General features: G+C 63.4%; 14 protein-coding genes. 6 read left to right on the top strand and 8 right to left on the bottom strand.

Features of this window, described 5'->3' with window-relative positions; genetic code table 11:
- Window positions 1-211: 211 nt before the first annotated feature.
- Window positions 212-880: a phosphoribosylglycinamide formyltransferase gene (gene purN, locus XB14_RS11950; RefSeq protein WP_077961735.1), complete on the bottom strand. Its 669-nt coding sequence runs from the start codon at window positions 878-880 to the stop codon at window positions 212-214.
- Window positions 877-1947, bottom strand: a complete 1071-nt coding sequence (purM, locus tag XB14_RS11945) for a phosphoribosylformylglycinamidine cyclo-ligase (protein ID WP_077961734.1) — start codon at window positions 1945-1947, stop codon at window positions 877-879. Before purM ends, purN begins: the two co-directional genes overlap by 4 nt.
- Before the next feature lie 370 nt (window positions 1948-2317).
- On the opposite strand from purM, the gene XB14_RS11940 reads away from it, so the two are divergent.
- From XB14_RS11940 to ppx, 4 genes are all read left to right on the top strand, one after another.
- The gene (locus XB14_RS11940; protein WP_077961733.1) at window positions 2318-3439 is read left to right on the top strand and encodes an AI-2E family transporter; all 1122 of its coding nucleotides are present in this window, start codon (window positions 2318-2320) and stop codon (window positions 3437-3439) included.
- A gap of 26 nt (window positions 3440-3465) precedes the next feature.
- Window positions 3466-4155 carry a DnaA regulatory inactivator HdaA gene (hdaA, locus tag XB14_RS11935; RefSeq protein ID WP_077961732.1) on the top strand — a complete coding sequence of 230 codons (690 nt, stop codon included), beginning with the start codon at window positions 3466-3468 and terminating at the stop codon, window positions 4153-4155.
- Between the two features lie 64 nt (window positions 4156-4219).
- The gene (locus XB14_RS11930) at window positions 4220-6406 is read left to right on the top strand and encodes an RNA degradosome polyphosphate kinase (protein WP_077961731.1); all 2187 of its coding nucleotides are present in this window, start codon (window positions 4220-4222) and stop codon (window positions 6404-6406) included.
- A gap of 11 nt (window positions 6407-6417) precedes the next feature.
- The gene (ppx, locus tag XB14_RS11925; protein ID WP_077961730.1) at window positions 6418-7941 is read left to right on the top strand and encodes an exopolyphosphatase; all 1524 of its coding nucleotides are present in this window, start codon (window positions 6418-6420) and stop codon (window positions 7939-7941) included.
- A gap of 63 nt (window positions 7942-8004) precedes the next feature.
- Here the strand turns inward: ppx and XB14_RS11920 are convergent, their stop codons facing one another.
- The gene (locus XB14_RS11920; RefSeq protein WP_077961975.1) at window positions 8005-9363 is read right to left on the bottom strand and encodes an esterase-like activity of phytase family protein; all 1359 of its coding nucleotides are present in this window, start codon (window positions 9361-9363) and stop codon (window positions 8005-8007) included.
- A gap of 104 nt (window positions 9364-9467) precedes the next feature.
- Window positions 9468-10364 (bottom strand): AraC family transcriptional regulator, encoded by an 897-nt coding sequence (locus tag XB14_RS11915; protein ID WP_077961729.1) that lies wholly within the window; start codon window positions 10362-10364, stop codon window positions 9468-9470.
- On the opposite strand from XB14_RS11915, the gene XB14_RS11910 reads away from it, so the two are divergent.
- Window positions 10363-10770, top strand: coding sequence for a DUF2000 family protein (locus XB14_RS11910; RefSeq protein WP_077961728.1), 408 nt, complete (start codon window positions 10363-10365; stop codon window positions 10768-10770). The two genes, XB14_RS11915 and XB14_RS11910, sit on opposite strands and share 2 nt — an antisense overlap.
- Window positions 10771-10791: 21 nt before the next feature.
- Here the strand turns inward: XB14_RS11910 and XB14_RS11905 are convergent, their stop codons facing one another.
- From XB14_RS11905 to XB14_RS11890, 4 genes are all read right to left on the bottom strand, one after another.
- A complete protein-coding gene (locus XB14_RS11905; protein ID WP_077961727.1) occupies window positions 10792-11841 on the bottom strand; it encodes an adenylate/guanylate cyclase domain-containing protein in 1050 nt (349 codons plus the stop codon).
- A 182-nt stretch (window positions 11842-12023) separates the two neighbouring features.
- Complete coding sequence (gene rnd / locus XB14_RS11900; RefSeq protein WP_077961726.1) at window positions 12024-13175, bottom strand: ribonuclease D; 1152 nt, start codon at window positions 13173-13175, stop codon at window positions 12024-12026.
- 78 nt (window positions 13176-13253) lie between these two features.
- Entirely contained in the window at window positions 13254-14654 is a 1401-nt protein-coding gene (locus XB14_RS11895; protein WP_077961725.1) for a multicopper oxidase family protein, read from the bottom strand.
- Window positions 14655-14748: 94 nt separating this feature from the next.
- Entirely contained in the window at window positions 14749-15990 is a 1242-nt protein-coding gene (locus XB14_RS11890; RefSeq protein WP_077961724.1) for an MFS transporter, read from the bottom strand.
- Between the two features lie 326 nt (window positions 15991-16316).
- On the opposite strand from XB14_RS11890, the gene aspS reads away from it, so the two are divergent.
- Entirely contained in the window at window positions 16317-18104 is a 1788-nt protein-coding gene (gene aspS, locus XB14_RS11885; protein ID WP_077961723.1) for an aspartate--tRNA ligase, read from the top strand.
- The last annotated feature ends 68 nt before the right edge of the window (window positions 18105-18172 follow it).

Genomic DNA, 18172 nt, shown 5'->3' with positions numbered 1-18172 from the left:
GCCGATGAGCAATCGTTGAAGGTGAGCAATCGGTGGGGGGATCTGCCGGCCAGAGATGTGTCGGCTGCTCGCTGCGATTTTCGTGATATGCCGCTGAGGATCAGCGGGGCTGTGCCGGTGCCACTTGCCGATCTCCCCCCTTGTGGGGGAGATGCCCGGCAGGGCAGAGGGGGGTGACGAAACCCACCCCGAACATTGTCAGGCGGAAAAATCAGAAAGCTGGCGAAACCAGCGTACCCGTCGCTTCGCCCGCTCCGATGCTTACGGCGCGGCTGCCTTCCATGCGCACTTTGCCTTCCGCCATCAGGCGCAACGCCATCGGATAGGTCCGGTGCTCGACGGTGAGAACCCGTGCTGCAAGGCTGTCGGCCGTATCGCCTGGAACCACCGGAACGACCGCCTGGGCGACGATCGGACCTTCGTCCATGCCTTCGGTGACGAAATGCACCGTGCAGCCCGCGACCTTCATGCCGGCCTCGATCGCCCGCTGGTGGGTGTGGAGACCGGGGAAGAGCGGCAGCAGCGACGGATGGATGTTGAGGATACGTCCCTCGTGGCGCTGGATGAAGGTAGCTGACAGCAGCCGCATGTAACCGGCAAGGCAGATGATGTCCGGCGACAGCCGGTCGAGCTCGGCGAGGATCGCCGCCTCGTGGGCGTCCTTGCCGTCGAAGTCCTTGCGCAGGAAAGCGCGGGTGGGGATGCCGAGCGCTGCCGCTTTGGCGAGGCCGCCGGCATCCGCCTTGTCGGCGATAACGGCGACGATCTCGGCTGGGAAATCCGGCTCGGCCGCCGCTTTCGCCAAGGCCAGCATGTTGGAGCCGCCGCCCGAAATGAAGACGACGACCCGCTTCCTGCCCGTCGGAACGCCAGTCGTCATAGGGCGAGGTTGCCCTTGTAGATCGTGCCGGCAGCACCTTCGGCGCGGGCGACCATCCGGCCGAGCGTGAAGACGGTCTCGCCTTCGCCGGTGAGCACGGCGGAAACCTCTGCGGCCTTGTCGGCCGGAACGACGGCGATCATGCCGACGCCGCAGTTGAAGGTGCGCAGCATTTCGTTGGCGGCAACGCCGCCCGTCTGGGCGAGCCACGAGAACACCTTCGGCGCCTTGATCGCGTCGAGGTCGATCTCGGCGGCGAGGTGCTTCGGCAGCACGCGCGGAATGTTTTCGGGGAAGCCGCCGCCGGTGATGTGGGCGAGTGCCTTGATCGCGCCGGTCTGGCGGATCGCCTTCAGAAGCGGCTTCACATAGATGCGCGTCGGCGTCATCAGGAGGTCGGCGAGCGTGCCTTCACCGAACGGAGCAGGGGCATCCCAGGCAAGGCCCGAAAGCGCGACGATCTTGCGCACCAGCGAATAGCCGTTGGAGTGAACGCCTGACGAAGCAAGGCCGAGGATGACGTCGCCTTCGTTGAGATCACCGGCCGGCAGCAGTTGGCCACGCTCGGCCGCGCCGACGGCGAAGCCCGCGAGATCGTAGTCGCCGCCCGAATACATGCCGGGCATTTCGGCGGTCTCGCCGCCAATCAGCGCGCAGCCGGATTCGCGGCAGCCGGCCGCGATGCCGGCGACGATCGCAGCACCCTGATCCGGGTCGAGCTTGCCGGTCGCGAAATAGTCGAGGAAGAAGAGGGGCTCGGCGCCCTGGACGACGAGGTCGTTGACGCACATGGCGACGAGGTCGATGCCGACGGTGTCGTGCTTGTTGGCGTCGATGGCGATCTTCAGCTTGGTGCCGACGCCGTCATTGGCGGCAACCAGAACCGGGTCGGTGAAGCCCGCAGCCTTGAGATCGAAGAGACCGCCGAAACCGCCGATTTCGCCGTCGGCGCCGGGGCGCCGGGTCGAGCGCACATGCGGCTTGATCTTCTCGACCATGAGATTACCGGCGTCGATATCAACGCCCGCGTCGCTATAGGTGAGACCGTTCTTTCCCGACTGGCTCATGCTCGTTCTCCAAGGCTCGTCGTGCGACAGGTATTTTGCGGATGCGATTGGCACGGCAGGCAAGGGAGTGCAAGCCGAGAGCAGGCCTTGGCGGCGTTTTTTCACCATTTTGCCCATATCCCACGGTAGAAGCGGGAGAGCTTGGCTCCAAACCGTGCGGCCCCGCCCGGTTGGACTTGACCGGCGCCCGCGCCGCCCCCTATCTCCTCTAAAGAGTTGTGATACGCGATCGGCGCGAGCGGCGCGCTAGAGCGGGATGAGGAAAGTGTGCGGTTTCCGCCCGCATCCGGCTCTCGCTTGTAGGAAACGATCACGTTCCATGATCCCAGGTCGATCCGACCTGAGATCATCGTGATCCAAAGGGAGTGTCATGGATATCAAGGTCAGCGGTTCCGGATTGCAGCGCCAGGTCATCTTCTGGCTGCTGGTGCTTGCCGCCTTCATTGCCTTCCTCATGGTCTTCAGCTCGATCCTGCTGCCGTTCCTGGCCGGCATGGCGCTTGCCTACTTCCTCGATCCGGTCGCCGATCGCCTCGAGCGCCTCGGCCTCAGCCGGTTGATGGCGACCGTCGTCATCCTGGTCGGCTTCGTTGTCGTCTTCGTGCTGGCCCTCATGGTCATCATTCCTGTCGTCGTCAGCCAGGCGGCCGATTTCATCGCGAACATCCCCGGCTATGCCGCCAAGCTGCAGGTGCTCGTCAACGAAGCGCAGACGCGGCTGATCCCCGATTGGCTGGCGAGCCAGATGCCGTCGCTCAAGCAGAGCTCCGGCAAGCTGCTCGAACAGGGCGCCGCCTTCGTCGGCACGCTCTTCCAGCAGATCTGGAACTCCGGCGTGGCGTTGCTCGATGTCATCTCGCTGCTGGTCGTCACACCCGTCGTCGCCTTCTACATCCTGCTCGATTGGGATCGGATGGTCGAGAAGGTCGACAGCTGGGTGCCGCGCGACTACGTCTCGGACGTGCGCCAGATCGCCCGCGACATGAACGCGACGATCGCCGGCTTCGTGCGCGGGCAGGGCTCGCTCTGCCTCATCCTTGGTCTTTATTACGGCATCGGCCTGTCTCTGGTCGGTCTCAATTTCGGCCTGCTGATCGGCCTCTTCGCCGGCATGATCAGTTTCATTCCCTATGTCGGATCCCTGGTCGGTCTGGTGCTCGCCATCGGCGTGGCGCTGGTGCAGTTCTGGCCGGACTATCTCTGGATCGGCCTCGTGCTTGCCGTCTTCTTCAGCGGCCAGTTCATGGAGGGCAACATCCTCCAGCCCAAGCTGGTGGGCAAAAGCGTCGGCCTGCATCCGGTCTGGCTGATGTTCGCGCTCCTTGCCTTCGGCGCACTGTTCGGCTTCGTCGGCCTGCTGGTGGCGGTGCCGGCGGCGGCGGCCATCGGCGTGCTTGTCCGCTTCGGCATCCAGCGGTACCTTGATAGCGATCTCTATCACGGGCACGGCAAAGCCGTGGAAAAGAAGGCGAAGAGCGACAAGGCCGCCTGATTTCCGACGATTGTCCCGAGTACAGCATGACAAAACGCCCATTTGAACAAATCCCCCTGGCCTTCGGCCACGACCCGGCGACGGGTCGTGAAGATCTGCTCGTCTCCGACAGGCTGAGCGCGGCCATCGCCATCGTCGACCACTGGCCGGACTGGCCGGCGCCGGTTGTCATCATCGCCGGACCGGTCGGTTCGGGAAAATCGCACCTTGCCAGCATCTGGAAGGAGCGGGCGGGGGCGGAAGTGATCCACCCGCTCGCCGGCTCCGATGCAGCGGTGATCGCGGCCGAAAGACCCGTGCTGTTCGAGGATGCCGACCGCAGCGGCTTCGACGATACGACGCTGTTCCACGTCATCAACAACGTGCGCCAGCACGGCACCGGCCTGTTGATGACGACGCGGCTCTGGCCGATGTCCTGGCCGGTGACGTTGCCGGATCTGCGTTCGCGCCTGAAGGCGGCGACCGTCGTGGAAATCGGCGAGCCGGACGACGAACTCTTGACGCAGGTGCTGATCAAGCTCTTTGCCGATCGCCAGCTCTTCGTCGACGAGCGCCTGGTCGGCTACATCGTCCAGCGCATGGAGCGCTCGCTCGAAGCCGCTCAATCGATCGTCGAGCGCATCGACCATCTGGCGCTTGCCCGCGGCACGAAACTGACACGTGTACTCGCCTCCGAAGTTCTCGAAGAACTGGGAAATCAGCGCCGGTCCGATTGACTGTCACAGAACCGTCGTCAAACTGGGATAGCCGGTGCAGCCGGAGCAATGGGATCTGAAAAGCATGGATAACGCGCTATCTGCGGTGAACGAAAACCAGGCAGCAGTGGAGGGCGTCGACCTGCTGACCAGTCCGCAGCGCTTCATCAACCGCGAGTTTTCCTGGCTGCAGTTCAATCGCCGCGTGCTTGAGGAAACGCTGAACACGGCGCATCCGCTGTTGGAGCGTGTTCGCTTCCTGTCGATTTCGGCCGCCAACCTCGACGAGTTCTTCATGGTGCGCGTCGCCGGCCTCGAAGGCCAGGTGCGCCAGGGCCTCTCGATGCGCTCGCCCGACGGCAAGACGCCGGTCGAACAGCTCGAAGACATCCTGAAGGAAATCGACAACCTGCAGATGGAGCAGCAGGCCTCGCTTGCCGTGCTGCAGCAGTATCTCGCCAAGGAAGATATCCTGATCGTGCGCCCGGCGGCGCTGTCGGCGCAGGACAGGAGCTGGCTTGCCAACGAATTCGACCAGTCGATCTTCCCGGTGCTGACGCCGCTGTCGATCGATCCGGCCCACCCGTTCCCGTTCATTCCGAATCTCGGCTTCTCGATGGGGCTGCAGCTCGTCAGCAAGACCGGCCGCGAGCCGATGACGGCGCTTCTGCGCCTGCCGGTCGCACTCGATCGCTTCATCCGGCTGCCGGACGTCAAGAACGTTATCCGCTACATCACGCTCGAGGACATGGTCAGCCAGTTCATAGACCGGCTGTTCCCCGGCTACGAGGTCAAGGGTTCCGGTACCTTCCGCATCATCCGCGACAGCGATATCGAAGTGGAGGAAGAGGCCGAAGACCTGGTGCGCTTCTTCGAGACCGCGCTGAAGCGTCGCCGGCGCGGTTCGGTGATCCGCATCGAGACCGATTCGGAGATGCCCGCGTCGCTCCGCCAGTTCGTCGTGCAGGAACTGGGCGTCCCGGAAAACCGGATCGCCGTCCTGCCGGGGCTGCTTGCGCTCAACACTTTGTCCGAAATCACCAAGGCTCCGCGCGACGATCTGCGCTTCGAGCCGTACAATCCGCGTTTTCCCGAACGCGTGCGCGAGCACGCCGGCGACTGCCTGGCGGCGATCCGCGAGAAGGACATGGTGGTCCACCACCCCTATGAATCCTTCGATGTCGTCGTGCAGTTCCTGCTGCAGGCCGCGCGCGATCCCGAAGTCGTCGCCATCAAGCAGACGCTCTACCGCACCTCGAACGACAGCCCGATCGTGCGCGCGTTGATCGACGCGGCCGAGGCCGGCAAGTCGGTGACGGCGCTGGTCGAGCTCAAGGCCCGATTCGACGAGGAAGCCAATATCCGCTGGGCGCGCGACCTCGAACGCGCCGGCGTGCAGGTCGTCTTCGGCTTTATCGAACTGAAAACCCACGCCAAGATGTCGATGGTGGTGCGGCGCGAGGAGGGCAGGCTCAGGACCTATTGCCACCTCGGCACCGGCAACTATCACCCGGTGACGGCGAAGATCTACACCGACCTGTCGTTCTTCACCTGCAACCCCGTCATCGCCCACGACATGGCGAACATCTTCAACTTCATCACCGGCTACGGCGAGCCGGAAGCGGGCATGAAGCTGGCTGTCTCGCCGCACACGCTGCGCCCGCGCATCCTCAAGCATATCGAGGAGGAGATCGAGCACGCCAAGGCCGGGCGCCCGGCGGCGATCTGGATGAAGATGAACTCGCTTGTCGATCCGGAGATCATCGACGCACTCTATAAGGCGAGCCGCGCAGGCGCCGAGATCGACCTCGTGGTACGCGGCATCTGCTGCCTGCGCCCGCAGGTCCCGGGTCTTTCGGACAATATCCGTGTCAAGTCCATCGTCGGCCGTTTCCTTGAACATTCCCGCATATTCTGCTTCGGCAACGGCCACGGGCTTCCATCGGAGAATGCGCTTGTCTATATCGGCTCGGCGGATATGATGCCGCGCAATCTGGACCGGCGGGTCGAGACGCTCGTGCCTCTCATCAACCGGACTGTGCACGAACAGGTTCTGTCGCAGATCATGCTGGGCAATCTCATCGACAACCAGCAGAGCTACGAAATTCTTCCCGATGGCACCTCTCGCCGGATGGAAGTCGGCAAGGACGCCGAGCCTTTCAACGCACAGCACTATTTCATGACCAATCCCAGCCTCTCCGGCCGGGGCGAGGCCCTGAAGTCCAGCGCACCGAAGCTCATAGCCGGCTGGAAGAGCGGCTGGCACAAATAAACTGGAATTGCATGGTCGAATCTGAAGCGCAGGGGCGTTTGCCCGGCATCCGCCCGGTTTCCGTTATCGATATCGGTTCGAACTCCATCCGCCTTGTCGTCTACGAAGGCCTGAGCCGCTCACCGGCCATGCTGTTCAACGAAAAGGTGATGTGCGGTCTCGGCAAAGGCATCGACGCCACCGGACGCATGGATGAAGACAGCGTCGAGCGCGCGCTGAGGGCGCTGCATCGCTTTCACGCGCTCTCCAAGCAGGCGCGGGCGACGTCGATGTACGTGCTGGCCACGGCAGCGGCTCGCGAGGCGAGCAACGGCCCGGCCTTCATCGAGAAGGCCGAGGCGATCCTCGGTCACAAGGTCCGCATCCTCACCGGCGAGGAAGAAGCCTATTATTCGGCAATGGGCATTGTCAGCGGCTATCACGATCCCGACGGCGTCGTCGGCGACCTTGGCGGTGGCTCACTCGAACTCGTCGACGTCTCCGGCACGAAGATCGGCAGGGGCATCACCTTGCCGCTCGGCGGTATCCGCCTGTTCGAGCACAGCAACGGCTCGCTGACGAAGGCGCAGACCTGGGTGCGCAAGTTCATGAAGAACTCGGCCATCCTGAGGGCGGGGACCGGACGCACTTTCTACGCGGTCGGCGGCACCTGGCGTTCGATCGCCAAGCTGCACATGGAAATCCGAGACTATCCGCTGCACATGATGCAGGGCTACGAGATTTCCTACGATGAGGCGATGGCGTTGCTGCCGGAGGTGATAGAGCCGAAAAACATCAAGCCGTCGGCCTATGCGACGATCTCCAAGAGCCGCCGCAGCCTGCTGCCCTTCGGCGCGATCGCCATGCAGGAGGCGCTTTCGATCATGAGGCCGGAGCGGATTTCCTTCTCGGCGCTCGGCGTGCGTGAAGGCTATCTGTTCTCGCTCTTGAAGGACGAGGAGCGCGCCCAGGATCCGCTGCTGACGGCGGCGAACGAAATCGCCATCCTGCGTGCCCGCTCGCCGGAACACGCCCGCGAGCTTGCCGACTGGACGGGGCGCATGGTGCCGTTCTTCGGTATCGAGGAAACGGAAGAGGAAAGCCGCTACCGTCAGGCTGCCTGCCTGCTCGCCGACATCAGCTGGCGCGCGCATCCGGACTACCGCGGCCTGCAGGCGCTGAACATCATCGCCCACTCGACCTTCTCCGGCATTACCCATGCCGGCCGGGCCTATATCGCGCTCTCCAACTACTATCGCTTCGAGGGCTTGAACGACGACGGCGCCACGAACGCGCTTGCCGGCATCACCACGCCGCGCCTGCTGGAGCTTGCAAAGCTGCTCGGCGGCTTGCTGCGCGTCGCCTATCTCTTCTCGGCATCGATGCCGGGAATCGCGCGGAACCTGACGTTCCGCAAGTCGTCCCAGCCGGACGTGGATCTCGAGATCATCGTTCCGGCCGCCTATTCGGAGTTCGCCGGCGAGCGGCTGGATGGTCGCCTGCAGCAGCTCGGCAAGCTGACCGGCAAGAGGCTCGCATTCCACTTCGAAAGCTGAGCTCTGCGAAATCCGGGTTCAAGTCAAAAGGCGCGCGAACCTTGGTTCGCGCGCCCTTTTTGATTATTCGGCCTTCAGGAAGTCGCCGACTTCGAGCAGCACGAACTCGTTGTCGTCGGCCTTGTCGAGCGAGCGGCCGGCCGAGAACGGCAGGTTGTTGTCGTTGCCGACGATGATGTGGGTCTCATCGACGCGGTCGACGTTCTCGATGGTGACGAAGGGCATGTCGTAGAAGCCTTCGCCGCCGCCTTGGCGCTTCTTGTTCTCGGGATCGGCGATCTTCAGGAGATCGATGTAACCGATCTTGCGCGCGGCCTTGCCGACATTGCTGTCGTCGAAGGCGATCTTGTAGATCCGCTTGACCTTGGAACCGGTGGCGAAGCAGTCGGGCTTCGGGTCCTTCGGATCGGCGCAGGCCTTATCGACCGTGCCGGCGCCATTGTCGCGCTCGATCACCAGCGCTGTTCTGTCATCGAGCATGTTGAAGTCGCCGATCGCCTCGCCGCCTTCGGCCAGCGGGTAGAGCCAGTTGCGGCCAGTCCAAGCCTTGGTTGCGACATCGAGCTCGATGATGCGCAGCGCCGGGCGGCCTTCTGCCTGCTCGACCGTTTCGCTGTCGGTCCAGAGCGGGCCTTCGAGCAGGCCATAGAGCTTGCTGCCATCCTTGGAAAGCGCCATACCCTCGTAGCCGCCGGAGCGCTTCAGGTTGAAGGCGGGCGTCTTCTTCGACGGGTCGGCCTGCAGCGTCAGCGTCGGATTATCGGGCGAAAGCACCGGCTTGCCGTCGACCGTCGTCGCAATGACGTCGGCCAGCTTGCCGTCGAGATCGAACTTCAGAATGTAGGGGCCGAATTCCTCGCCAACCCAGAAGCCGTCGGCAACAGGCTGAATCGATTCGACGTCAAAGTCGGCGCCGGTGAGATAACGCTTGTCGGAACCTTCCATGACGATCGGGAAGGGGGCCTTCTTGTCCGGGTCGGTGAGGAACAGCGTCTTCAGCGCCTCGACCTTGCCGGCATCCCAGTCCATCTTCACATGGTGCAGCATCAGCATGGCGTCGGTCGAGTTCAGCTTGTTGCCGAAGCCGTTGTCCGAAAGGCTCCAGAAGGTACCGTCGTCCATCGCCTTGATGCCGGAGAAGCCCTGCATCGGCTGACCGTCGAAGGGCAGCGACAGGCCCGTCAGGCGAACGCCATCCTTGCCGGGCACGGTGCCGAGCGCGTCCGCGCGCTTGCGGTCCGGCGTGGTGAACTTGCCGGAGGTCTTCAGGTACTCGGGCGCGTCGGACGGGGCCGCAATGATCGTGTTTGCCGGCAGGATAGCGTGACCCTTCAGCGTCGCGTTGAAGGACTTTTCCTCGGCCGAGGCGGCCATCGTCATCAAAAGGGTGAGCGCCGCGGTGGCGAGAAGCGTTTTCGTCATGAAAGTCACCATGGGTTGGAGCTAAAGCCTGCAACCCGATAGGCGGCTATGATGACGGTTGGGTGATGCTTGCCTTACAGCCCGATGAAGCTTTGGTGACAGTGTTAGCTGGCGACAACGAGGCCCGCCCATCGTCCGGGCGTGATGCCATAGGCGCGCTTGAAATGACGGGTGAAATGCGCCTGATCGGCAAAGCCGGTTTCGAGCGCTGCACCGGCAAGGCTTTCGCCCCGGGCGATCATCTGGCGGGCGCGCTCCAGCCGGCGCATGAGGAGGTAGCGATGCGGGCTGGTGCCGAGGACCTTGCGGAACTGCCGCGCCAGCGTGAAGCGATCAAGCCCGCTCACCGCCTCGAGTTCCTGCGAGCCGACGGGCCGCTCGAGATTGGCGCGAAGGAAGTCGCTCGCCTGAAGAACGGCGTTTTTATCGGCCTTTCCGGGCTTGATGTCCTTGGCGCCGGCATGGCGGTACAGGCCCTCGGCTATGCGCACGAGAATGTCGTCCAGCGCCAGCTCGTCGATGCCGTTGTCGAGATCGACGAGGGCTTCCCCGACCGCCTGCCGCAGGGCCTCATCGCCCACGACAGGTGCTGCGACGAAGGGCAGGGAGGGGCCTGTTTCGTCGAGTGCCGCGAGCAACCGCTCCGGCTGCAGGTACATCATCCGGTAGCGCAGGCCGATTTCCGTTCCCGCGCCGCCGTCGTGGATCTCGTCCGGGTGGAGGATGATGATGCTTCCCGGATTGCTGAAACGACTTTCGCCCCGGTATTGGAAGGTCTGCACGCCGCCGAGCGTCACGCCGATCGCATAGGTGTCGTGGCGGTGCGGCTCGAAGAATTTTCCATGCAGCCGCGCTTCGATGCGCTCGATGCCGTCGACGGCAGGCGCGACCTGGATGCCGTCGCCGGGCACGCCGCACAATCGTTCAAGATCGATCGCGGCATCCTCCGATAATGCGTCTTCCGGCACGCCCTGTCGGGCTGAAATGGAGATGGCCGTCATGTTCGATACCAAATTTGCAATCGTCTTGCGCGAGGACCTGGCTACCTGGCAGAAGCTGAACGTCACCGCGTTCCTCGCCACCGGTATTGCCGCGCAGAAGCCCGACATCATTGGTGAAGACTATCGCGACGGCGCCGGCAACGTCTACAACGCCTTGAGTGTGCAGCCGATCATCGTGCTTGCCGCAGATGGGACGACGCTCGGCAACATTCAACGGCGCGCGATCGAAAGAGAGATTAAAGCTTCGATCTATGTCGACGGCATGTTTGCCACCGGTCACGACCACGCCAACCGTGCGGTTTTCGCCGAGACCAGCCCCGATGATGCCGCGGTCGCCGGCATCGCCATCCACGCGGACAAGAAGCTGGTCGACAAGATCACCAAGGGCGCGAAACTGCACGCGTGAGGCGATCGTCGTTCGACCCAACTACTCGGCCGGACTGGGGACGAGAGCCGGCGCCGCGCTGCCAGCGCGCAACGCCAGCACGCCGAGCTTCTGCCCGCGCCCCCTGATGGCGTGCTCGCCGAGATCTTCGACCCGGACATAATGCGGCAGGCGCATCTTGCGGGCGAGCTCGGTGGAGATCAGCACCTGGTGGCCAAGCGTCTTGCAGAAGCCTTCAAGCCGGGCGGTGGTGTTCACCGTGTCGCCGAAATAGGTGATCTTGTGCCGGTCGAGACCGATTTCGGCAGCGACGATGGTGCCGCCGTGAAGGGCCGCGCGCAGGCGTGGAACCTCGCCGAACTCCTTCTGCCAACGCTGCGCATCCGCATCGATCATTTCCAGAATGTCGAAGACGCAATGAATGCAGGCGGCATTGTTGGTCGCGCGATCGAAGGGCCAGGTAATGACGGCGGCATCGCCGATGTAGTCGTCGATGGAGCCGCGATAGCGCATGACCGGGTCGGCGATCGTCGCGAACAGTTTGCCGAGATACTCCTGCATCCTGAGATCGCCGTGTTTCTCGGCGTAGGAGGTCGAGCCGGCAAGATCGATGAAGAGGAAGACGCGCTCTTCCTCGATCGGCCTGCGGTAGCGCCCGGTGAGCAGGCTCAGGAAGACGTCACGTCCGAGCAGTTCGCGAACCCTGAGGATGAAGACGAGCGATCCCGAAACGCCGAGCGCAAAGATGAGGACCGTCTTTGACGGCATCATCGCGTCCATCCAGTGGTCCTCCATGACGCCACCCGACTGCATGATCAGGCCGGCGGCGGCATAGCCGATGTCGAGAAGCACGAAGTAGATGACCAGCGACGCGACGAAGAAGACGGGCGTTGAAAAGGCGTGGATCCGTCGATGGAGGCGCCGGAAAATGACGCGCCTCTCAAACGCGATGATCGGCAGGCACATGAAGAGCGCGTAGGTCGCGCCGATCAGGGCGCCTTTGCCGTAGAAGACCCATGCGTAGACTGCCCCGGCGCCGGCGATGACCAGCAGCAAGAGTAGTCCTTCGAAAGTCGAAAAGCGCCAACGCATGCAGAAAGCTCCGGTACCGGAAGAGGCGGCATCCGTGTCGGTCGGCGTTGCCCAACGCGCCGACTCACGTCACCTCGTTTGATACGATGGTGATTCTATTCCGCCCGGCCCTTCGCTAGAGCTGGATTCGGGCGGAAACTTGTCTCCGCCCGTTACCTTTTTCAAGCTGATGCGGACGTGATTTAGACGCCGATTTCCACCGCTTCGATCTTCTTGTCGACGAAGCGCAGGGCGACGTCGCCGTTGATCAGCTTCAGTGCCGTTTCGCCGAAGAGTTCGCGCCGCCAGCCCTTGAGCGCGGCGACGTCCGCCTTCTCGCCCTCGGCTGCTATTCTGTCGAGATCCTCGCTGTTGGCGATGATCTTCGCAGCGACGCCCTGCTTTTCGGCGATGAGCTTCAAGAGCACCTTCAGCATTTCGCCGGCGGCCGCAGCACCTTCTGGCGCATGGCTCTGGCGCGGAAGCTTCGGCAGATCGGTCTTCGGGATCGCCAGCGCTTCATTGACGGCCTCGACGACCGCTGTTCCGGCGCTGGAGCGTTCCCAGCCCTTGGGAATGGTCCTGAGTCGCGCAAGCGCCTCCGCATCCTTCGGCTGCTGCTGGGCGATTTCGTAGATGGCGTCGTCCTTGAGGATGCGGCCGCGCGGAACGTTGCGGGCGCGCGCCTCGCGCTCGCGCCAGGCGGCGACGGTCTTTAGTACGGCGAGCTCGATCGGCTTCTTCACCCGCATCTTCAGGCGCTGCCAGGCATCATCAGGATGCAGGTCGTAGGTGTCGCGGGCTTCGAGGATGGCCATCTCCTCGGTGAGCCAGAGCGAACGGCCCTCGCGCTCGAGCTCCGCGGCCAGGTACTTGTAGATGTCGCGCAGATGCGTGACGTCGGCCAGCGCATAGTCGAGCTGCTTTTCAGTCAGCGGACGGCGGCTCCAGTCGGTGAAGCGCGAGGACTTGTCGATCTGCGTGCCGGTGACGCGGTTGACCAGCTGGTCGTAGGAAACGCTGTCGCCGAAACCGCAAACCATCGCCGCGACCTGTGTGTCGAAGATCGGGTGCGGAATGAGCTCGCCGAGATGGAAGATGATCTCGATGTCCTGACGCGCGGCATGGAACACCTTGATGACTTCAGGGTTGGCCATGAGCGCGAAGAAGGGCGCAAGGTCGATCCCCTTGGCCATCGGGTCGACGATGACGGCAAGATCCGGGCTCGCCATCTGGATCAGGCAGAGCTCTGGCCAGAAGGTCGTTTCCCGCAGGAATTCAGTATCAATTGTAATATAATTTGAGCGGGCCAGCTGTTCGCAGGCGGCCTCAAGGTCTGCTGTTGTTTCAATCATCAGATTTAAATCACTGTGGCAAAAATGCGGCTTGGATTTTCGTGTAACTCTTCGCGGCATTTGTCACAATCGAAAATCTCAGACGATCTTGAAATAACCCGTCATCCCCGTCTTCTGGTGCTCGATGATGTGGCAATGGATGACCCAATCGCCCAAATTGTCCGCCACAAGCGCCACTTCCGCCTGTTCGTCGGGCAAAAGCAGGATCGTATCGGTCGGCGGCGGCAGGAAGGTCCGCTTGTTGGACGTAAGAATACGGAAGCTCAGGCCGTGCAGATGGATCGGGTGCGCATGCGGCGTCCGGTTGGCGACCTCGAGCACGTAGCTCTTGCCAAGTTTCATTTCCTCGATCGGCGCGATCGGGTCGGGCGTGTCGCCCGGCCACGGCACCTTGTTGATCGCCCAGAAGGTATAGCCGAGCGAACCGCAGATCGAAGGCGTCGCATTGTGCTCTGCCGTCGCCGTCAGTTCGATCGGCACGCGGACCGCCGTGGAGAGATCCGCCTCGGCAATCGGATTGGCGGGCAGGGGCGCGACATCCCTGAGGTCGCGTTTCAGCGAGGTGCCGGTCGCCTTGAACCGCGCGATGGTCCAGGGGTGCGACCCGCGGAAGTTTCCGAGCGCGACCGTCTGGCCCTCGCTTTCGGGCATGCGCACGACAAGATCGACGCGCTGGCCGGGGCCGAAATCGTAGCGGTCGAGTGCAAAGGGCTTGTCGACCGGGTTGCCGTCGAGCGCGACCACCATCGCCTCGGCGCCATCGAGGCCGATCGTATAGATGCGCGTGACGTCGGTTGCGGCGATCCGCACCCGAACCAGCCCGCCGGCCGGGGCATCATAGGTCGGCTCCTGCTGCCAGTTGGCGGTGCGCACCGTGCCGTAGGTGCCGCCGCGGGCCGCATCCCGCGGCTTGAATGCGTCGATGAAGGCGCCGCCGGTGCCGAGCCGCCAGTCGCGCAGGTTGAGCACGATCTCGGCGTCGAACGTCGGATCGTCAGGGTTTTCGACGACGATCACGCCGGTCAACCCGGCGCCCATCTGGGTCAGCGTGTTGCAGTGCGGATGGTACCAGAAGGTGCCGGCATCCGGTGGGGTGAACACGTAGTCGAACGGATCGCCCGGATAGACATAGGGTTGCGTCAGCTCGGGCACGCCGTCCATGGCGTTTGCGATGCGAAGACCGTGCCAGTGCACTGTCGTCGGTTCGTCGAGCCGGTTGAGGAGACGGGCCGCATAGGGCTCGCCCTTGCGCATGCGCAGGACGGGCGGCATGCCGCTGCTTGGAGCCTCACCCAAGCCGTAGGTCATGATCTTGGGCGTAAGCGCATCCTTGGCGATCCGTGCTTCGGTCAGTTGCGCCGTCAGGATCTGCGGATCGGGTGCAGCGCCGGCGCGGGCCGCCACGCCAGCGCCGAGCGCGAAGGCGCCTCCCAAAGCAGCGGAGCCTTGGAGGAAGGTGCGGCGGCTGATGATGGGCATTTCGGCAATCTCGGCAAATGGTTGAGGTGCTGCCGGTTCTAAACCTGATTATTGCGTTCAGCAATTATCCTGGTCGCGCGCATCTTGCCGCAGGTCAGCGGTCCTTGCGCTTGTGGTTGTTGCCGGCGGCGAGCTTGTTGAAGAAGGACGAGGTGCGCAGGAGATTGCGGAACGGCATGGCGCGCTCGCCGGCGGGCACCGGACCACGCGCCGTCATGCGTTGCAGCGTGTAGAGCATGAACAGGAAAAGGATCGCTGCCGTATAGATGAACAGCGCCTGCGGCCCGAAGATTTCGAGCAGGAAGGACGCAAACAGCGGGCCGATGATCGCGCCGAGCGACCAGAAGAAAAGCATGCCGGCGGAAACCAGCGCATGTTGTCCCTCGGCGGCGTGGTCGTTGGCATGGGCCGAACAGAGCGAATAGAGCGGCATGGCAAAGGCGCCGAAGAGGAAGATGCCGGCAAAGTTCAGCCACTCGTCGTTGCCGGCGCCGAAGGCGAGGAACAGGCCGGCGAGCAGCGAGCCGAAGGTGGCGATCAGGATGATCAGGCGGCGGTCGATACGGTCGGAATAGTGGCCGAGCGGATATTGCAGCACCACGCCGCCGATGATGCCGGCGCTCATGAAGGTGGCGATCGCCGTCACCGACAGGCCAATCCCCTGCGCATAGATCGGCCCGAGCGAGCGGAAGGCAGCGTTGGTGAGGCCGACGACGATGCAGCCGACGGTCGCAAGCGGCGAGATGTTCCAGAGTGCCTTCACGTCGAAGCGGATCGCTTCCGGGGCGACGGGGCTTGAGCGGTCGGCAAAGGAAATCGGCACCAGCGACAGCGTCAGCGCCATGGAGATGATGGCGAAGAGCTCGAAGCCCTCAAGGCCGATGCCGGGGATGACATATTGCGCCGCAGTCACCGAGCCGAGATCGACGAGGCGGTAGACAGACAGCGTGCGCGCCCTATTGGCATTGGTGACGCTGGCGTTCAGCCAGCTTTCGACCGTCGCAAACAGGCAGGCGAAACAGATCCCGGCCAGAAGCCGCATCAAAAACCACATCAGCGGGTTGATCACGAGCACCATGGAGATCGCCGCAGCCGAGGCGATTGCCGCCATCGCCGAGAAGGTGCGGATGTGGCCGATGGCACGCAGCATACGGGTGACATAGACGCAGCCGATCGCGAAACCGATATTGTATCCCGCACCGACGATACCGATCACCGATGTCGAGAAACCTTCTTCGAGTGCACGCAGCGAGATGAAGGTGCCCTGCAGCCCGTTACCGCCGATGAGGATGCCTGCGGTAACGAGGAGGGGAATAAGCGGGCGAATCTGAGACATGGGGCAGGCGACATCCGGGAAAGCGGCCGCGACTCGGGCGGGATCACTGTGGGCCATGCAATGTGTAGCCCCGCATTCTGCCGCCGGACAGCCCCGAATTGTGACGATTGCCGTCCTTTTCGCGGCATTTCGGCCCGCTCTTGTCACGAGCGCCCTTGGACTGGCCCTTTCCTTCGTTTACAACGCACCTCCATCGGGGGCGGACAGCGGCCGCGCGGCTTGACAAAGGCTGCGCGTCATGCGCTTTTCCGCCCGATTTTGACCATGTCGCCGCGCGCCGTGTCTTTCGAGCCTGCGCGGCTCTTTCGCAATTCCGGGATAAGACGATGCATCGTTACCGCAGCCACACCTGTGCCGCCCTCCGCAAGTCGGACGTCGGCTCCACCGTTCGCCTCTCCGGCTGGGTCCACCGCGTCCGCGACCATGGCGGCGTTCTCTTCATCGACCTGCGTGACCATTATGGCTTGACCCAGGTCGTCGCCGACCCGGACAGCCCGGCGTTCAAGGTTGCCGAAACCGTGCGCGGCGAATGGGTGATCCGCATCGACGGTCTCGTCAAGGCGCGCACCGACGATACCGTCAACAAGGGCATGCCGACCGGCGAGATCGAGCTTTACGCCCAGGAGATCGAGGTCCTCTCGGCCGCCAAGGAACTGCCGCTGCCGGTGTTCGGAGAGCCGGACTATCCGGAAGACGTGCGCCTCAAGTACCGCTTCCTCGACCTGCGCCGCGACACACTGCACAAGAACATCGTCAAGCGCACCCAGATCATCTCGTCGATGCGCCGCCACATGGGTGACGTCGGCTTTACCGAATACACGACGCCGATCCTGACGGCCTCGTCGCCGGAAGGCGCGCGCGACTTCCTCGTGCCGTCGCGTATCCACCCCGGCAATTTCTATGCCCTGCCGCAGGCGCCGCAGCAGTACAAGCAGCTCTTGATGGTGGCCGGCTTCGACCGCTACTTCCAGATCGCGCCGTGCTTCCGTGACGAAGACCCGCGCGCTGACCGCCTGCCGGGCGAGTTCTACCAGCTCGACCTGGAAATGAGCTTCGTCGAGCAGGAAGACGTCTGGTCGACCATGGAGCCGGTCATCCGCGACATCTTCGTCGAGTTTGCCGATGGCAAGCCGGTGACGGAGAAGTTCCCGCGCATTCCCTATGACACGGCGATCCGCAAATACGGCTCCGACAAGCCGGACCTGCGCAACCCGATCGAGATGCAGGCGGTCACCGAGCACTTCGCCGGCTCCGGCTTCAAGGTCTTCGCCAACATGATCGCGTCGAACCCGAAGGTCGAGGTCTGGGCGATCCCGGCCAGGACCGGCGGCTCGCGCGCCTTCTGCGATCGCATGAACGCCTGGGCCCAGAGCCAGGGTCAGCCGGGTCTCGGCTACATCTTCTGGCGCAAGGAAGGCGAAAAGCTCGAAGGTGCCGGTCCGCTCGCCAAGAACATCGGCGAGGAGCGCACCGATGCGATCCGCACGCAGCTCGGTCTCGATGACGGCGACGCCTGCTTCTTCGTCGCGGGCGACCCCTCGAAGTTCTACAAGTTTGCCGGCGAAGCCCGCACCCGCGCCGGCGAGGAGCTGAACCTCGTCGACCGCGACCGCTACGAATTCTGCTGGATCGTCGACTTCCCGTTCTACGAATGGCTGGAAGACGAAAAGAAGATCGATTTCGCCCACAACCCGTTCTCGATGCCGCAGGGCGGTCTGGAAGCCCTGAACGGCGAAGATCCGCTGTCGATCAAGGCCTACCAGTACGACATGGTCTGCAACGGCTTCGAAATCGCCTCGGGCTCGATCCGTAACCAGCTGCCGGAAGTCATGGTCAAGGCGTTCGAGCTGACCGGCAAGTCGCAGCAGGAGGTCGAAGATCAGTTCGGCGGCCTCTACCGCGCCTTCCAGTACGGCGCACCGCCGCATGGCGGCATGGCCTTCGGCATCGACCGCATCGTCATGCTGCTCGTCGGCGCCCGGAACCTGCGCGAGATCTCGATCTTCCCGATGAACCAGCAGGCCGTCGACCTGCTGATGGGCGCGCCGTCCGAAGCGACGCCGGCGCAGCTGCGTGAACTGGCGATCCGCCCGATCCCGCAGAAAAAGGACTAAGGTCGAACGGACCTGAAAAAAGAAAGGCCCGGCGGGTGACCGCCGGGCCTTTTCATTTTCAAAAGTCA

The organism is Ensifer adhaerens, assembly GCF_002007205.1.
Classification (GTDB): Bacteria; Pseudomonadota; Alphaproteobacteria; order Rhizobiales; family Rhizobiaceae; genus Ensifer; species Ensifer adhaerens_D.
Note: the sequence above shows the minus strand (reverse complement) of the source record. Positions and strands in the feature narration are given on the sequence as shown.

Excerpts from the sequence above, each read along its gene's own strand:
- purN (WP_077961735.1), bottom strand. The coding sequence starts at position 880 with ATGACGACTGGCGTTCCGACGGGCAGGAAGCGGGTCGTCGTCTTCATT.
- rnd (WP_077961726.1), bottom strand. The coding sequence starts at position 13,175 with ATGATTGAAACAACAGCAGACCTTGAGGCCGCCTGCGAACAGCTGGCC.
- hdaA (WP_077961732.1), top strand. The coding sequence starts at position 3,466 with ATGACAAAACGCCCATTTGAACAAATCCCCCTGGCCTTCGGCCACGAC.
- purM (WP_077961734.1), bottom strand. The coding sequence starts at position 1,947 with ATGAGCCAGTCGGGAAAGAACGGTCTCACCTATAGCGACGCGGGCGTT.
- ppx (WP_077961730.1), top strand. The coding sequence starts at position 6,418 with ATGGTCGAATCTGAAGCGCAGGGGCGTTTGCCCGGCATCCGCCCGGTT.
- XB14_RS11930 (WP_077961731.1), top strand. The coding sequence starts at position 4,220 with ATGGATAACGCGCTATCTGCGGTGAACGAAAACCAGGCAGCAGTGGAG.
- aspS (WP_077961723.1), top strand. The coding sequence starts at position 16,317 with ATGCATCGTTACCGCAGCCACACCTGTGCCGCCCTCCGCAAGTCGGAC.
- XB14_RS11915 (WP_077961729.1), bottom strand. The coding sequence starts at position 10,364 with ATGACGGCCATCTCCATTTCAGCCCGACAGGGCGTGCCGGAAGACGCA.
- XB14_RS11890 (WP_077961724.1), bottom strand. The coding sequence starts at position 15,990 with ATGTCTCAGATTCGCCCGCTTATTCCCCTCCTCGTTACCGCAGGCATC.
- XB14_RS11895 (WP_077961725.1), bottom strand. The coding sequence starts at position 14,654 with ATGCCCATCATCAGCCGCCGCACCTTCCTCCAAGGCTCCGCTGCTTTG.
- XB14_RS11910 (WP_077961728.1), top strand. The coding sequence starts at position 10,363 with ATGTTCGATACCAAATTTGCAATCGTCTTGCGCGAGGACCTGGCTACC.
- XB14_RS11940 (WP_077961733.1), top strand. The coding sequence starts at position 2,318 with ATGGATATCAAGGTCAGCGGTTCCGGATTGCAGCGCCAGGTCATCTTC.
- XB14_RS11905 (WP_077961727.1), bottom strand. The coding sequence starts at position 11,841 with ATGCGTTGGCGCTTTTCGACTTTCGAAGGACTACTCTTGCTGCTGGTC.
- XB14_RS11920 (WP_077961975.1), bottom strand. The coding sequence starts at position 9,363 with ATGACGAAAACGCTTCTCGCCACCGCGGCGCTCACCCTTTTGATGACG.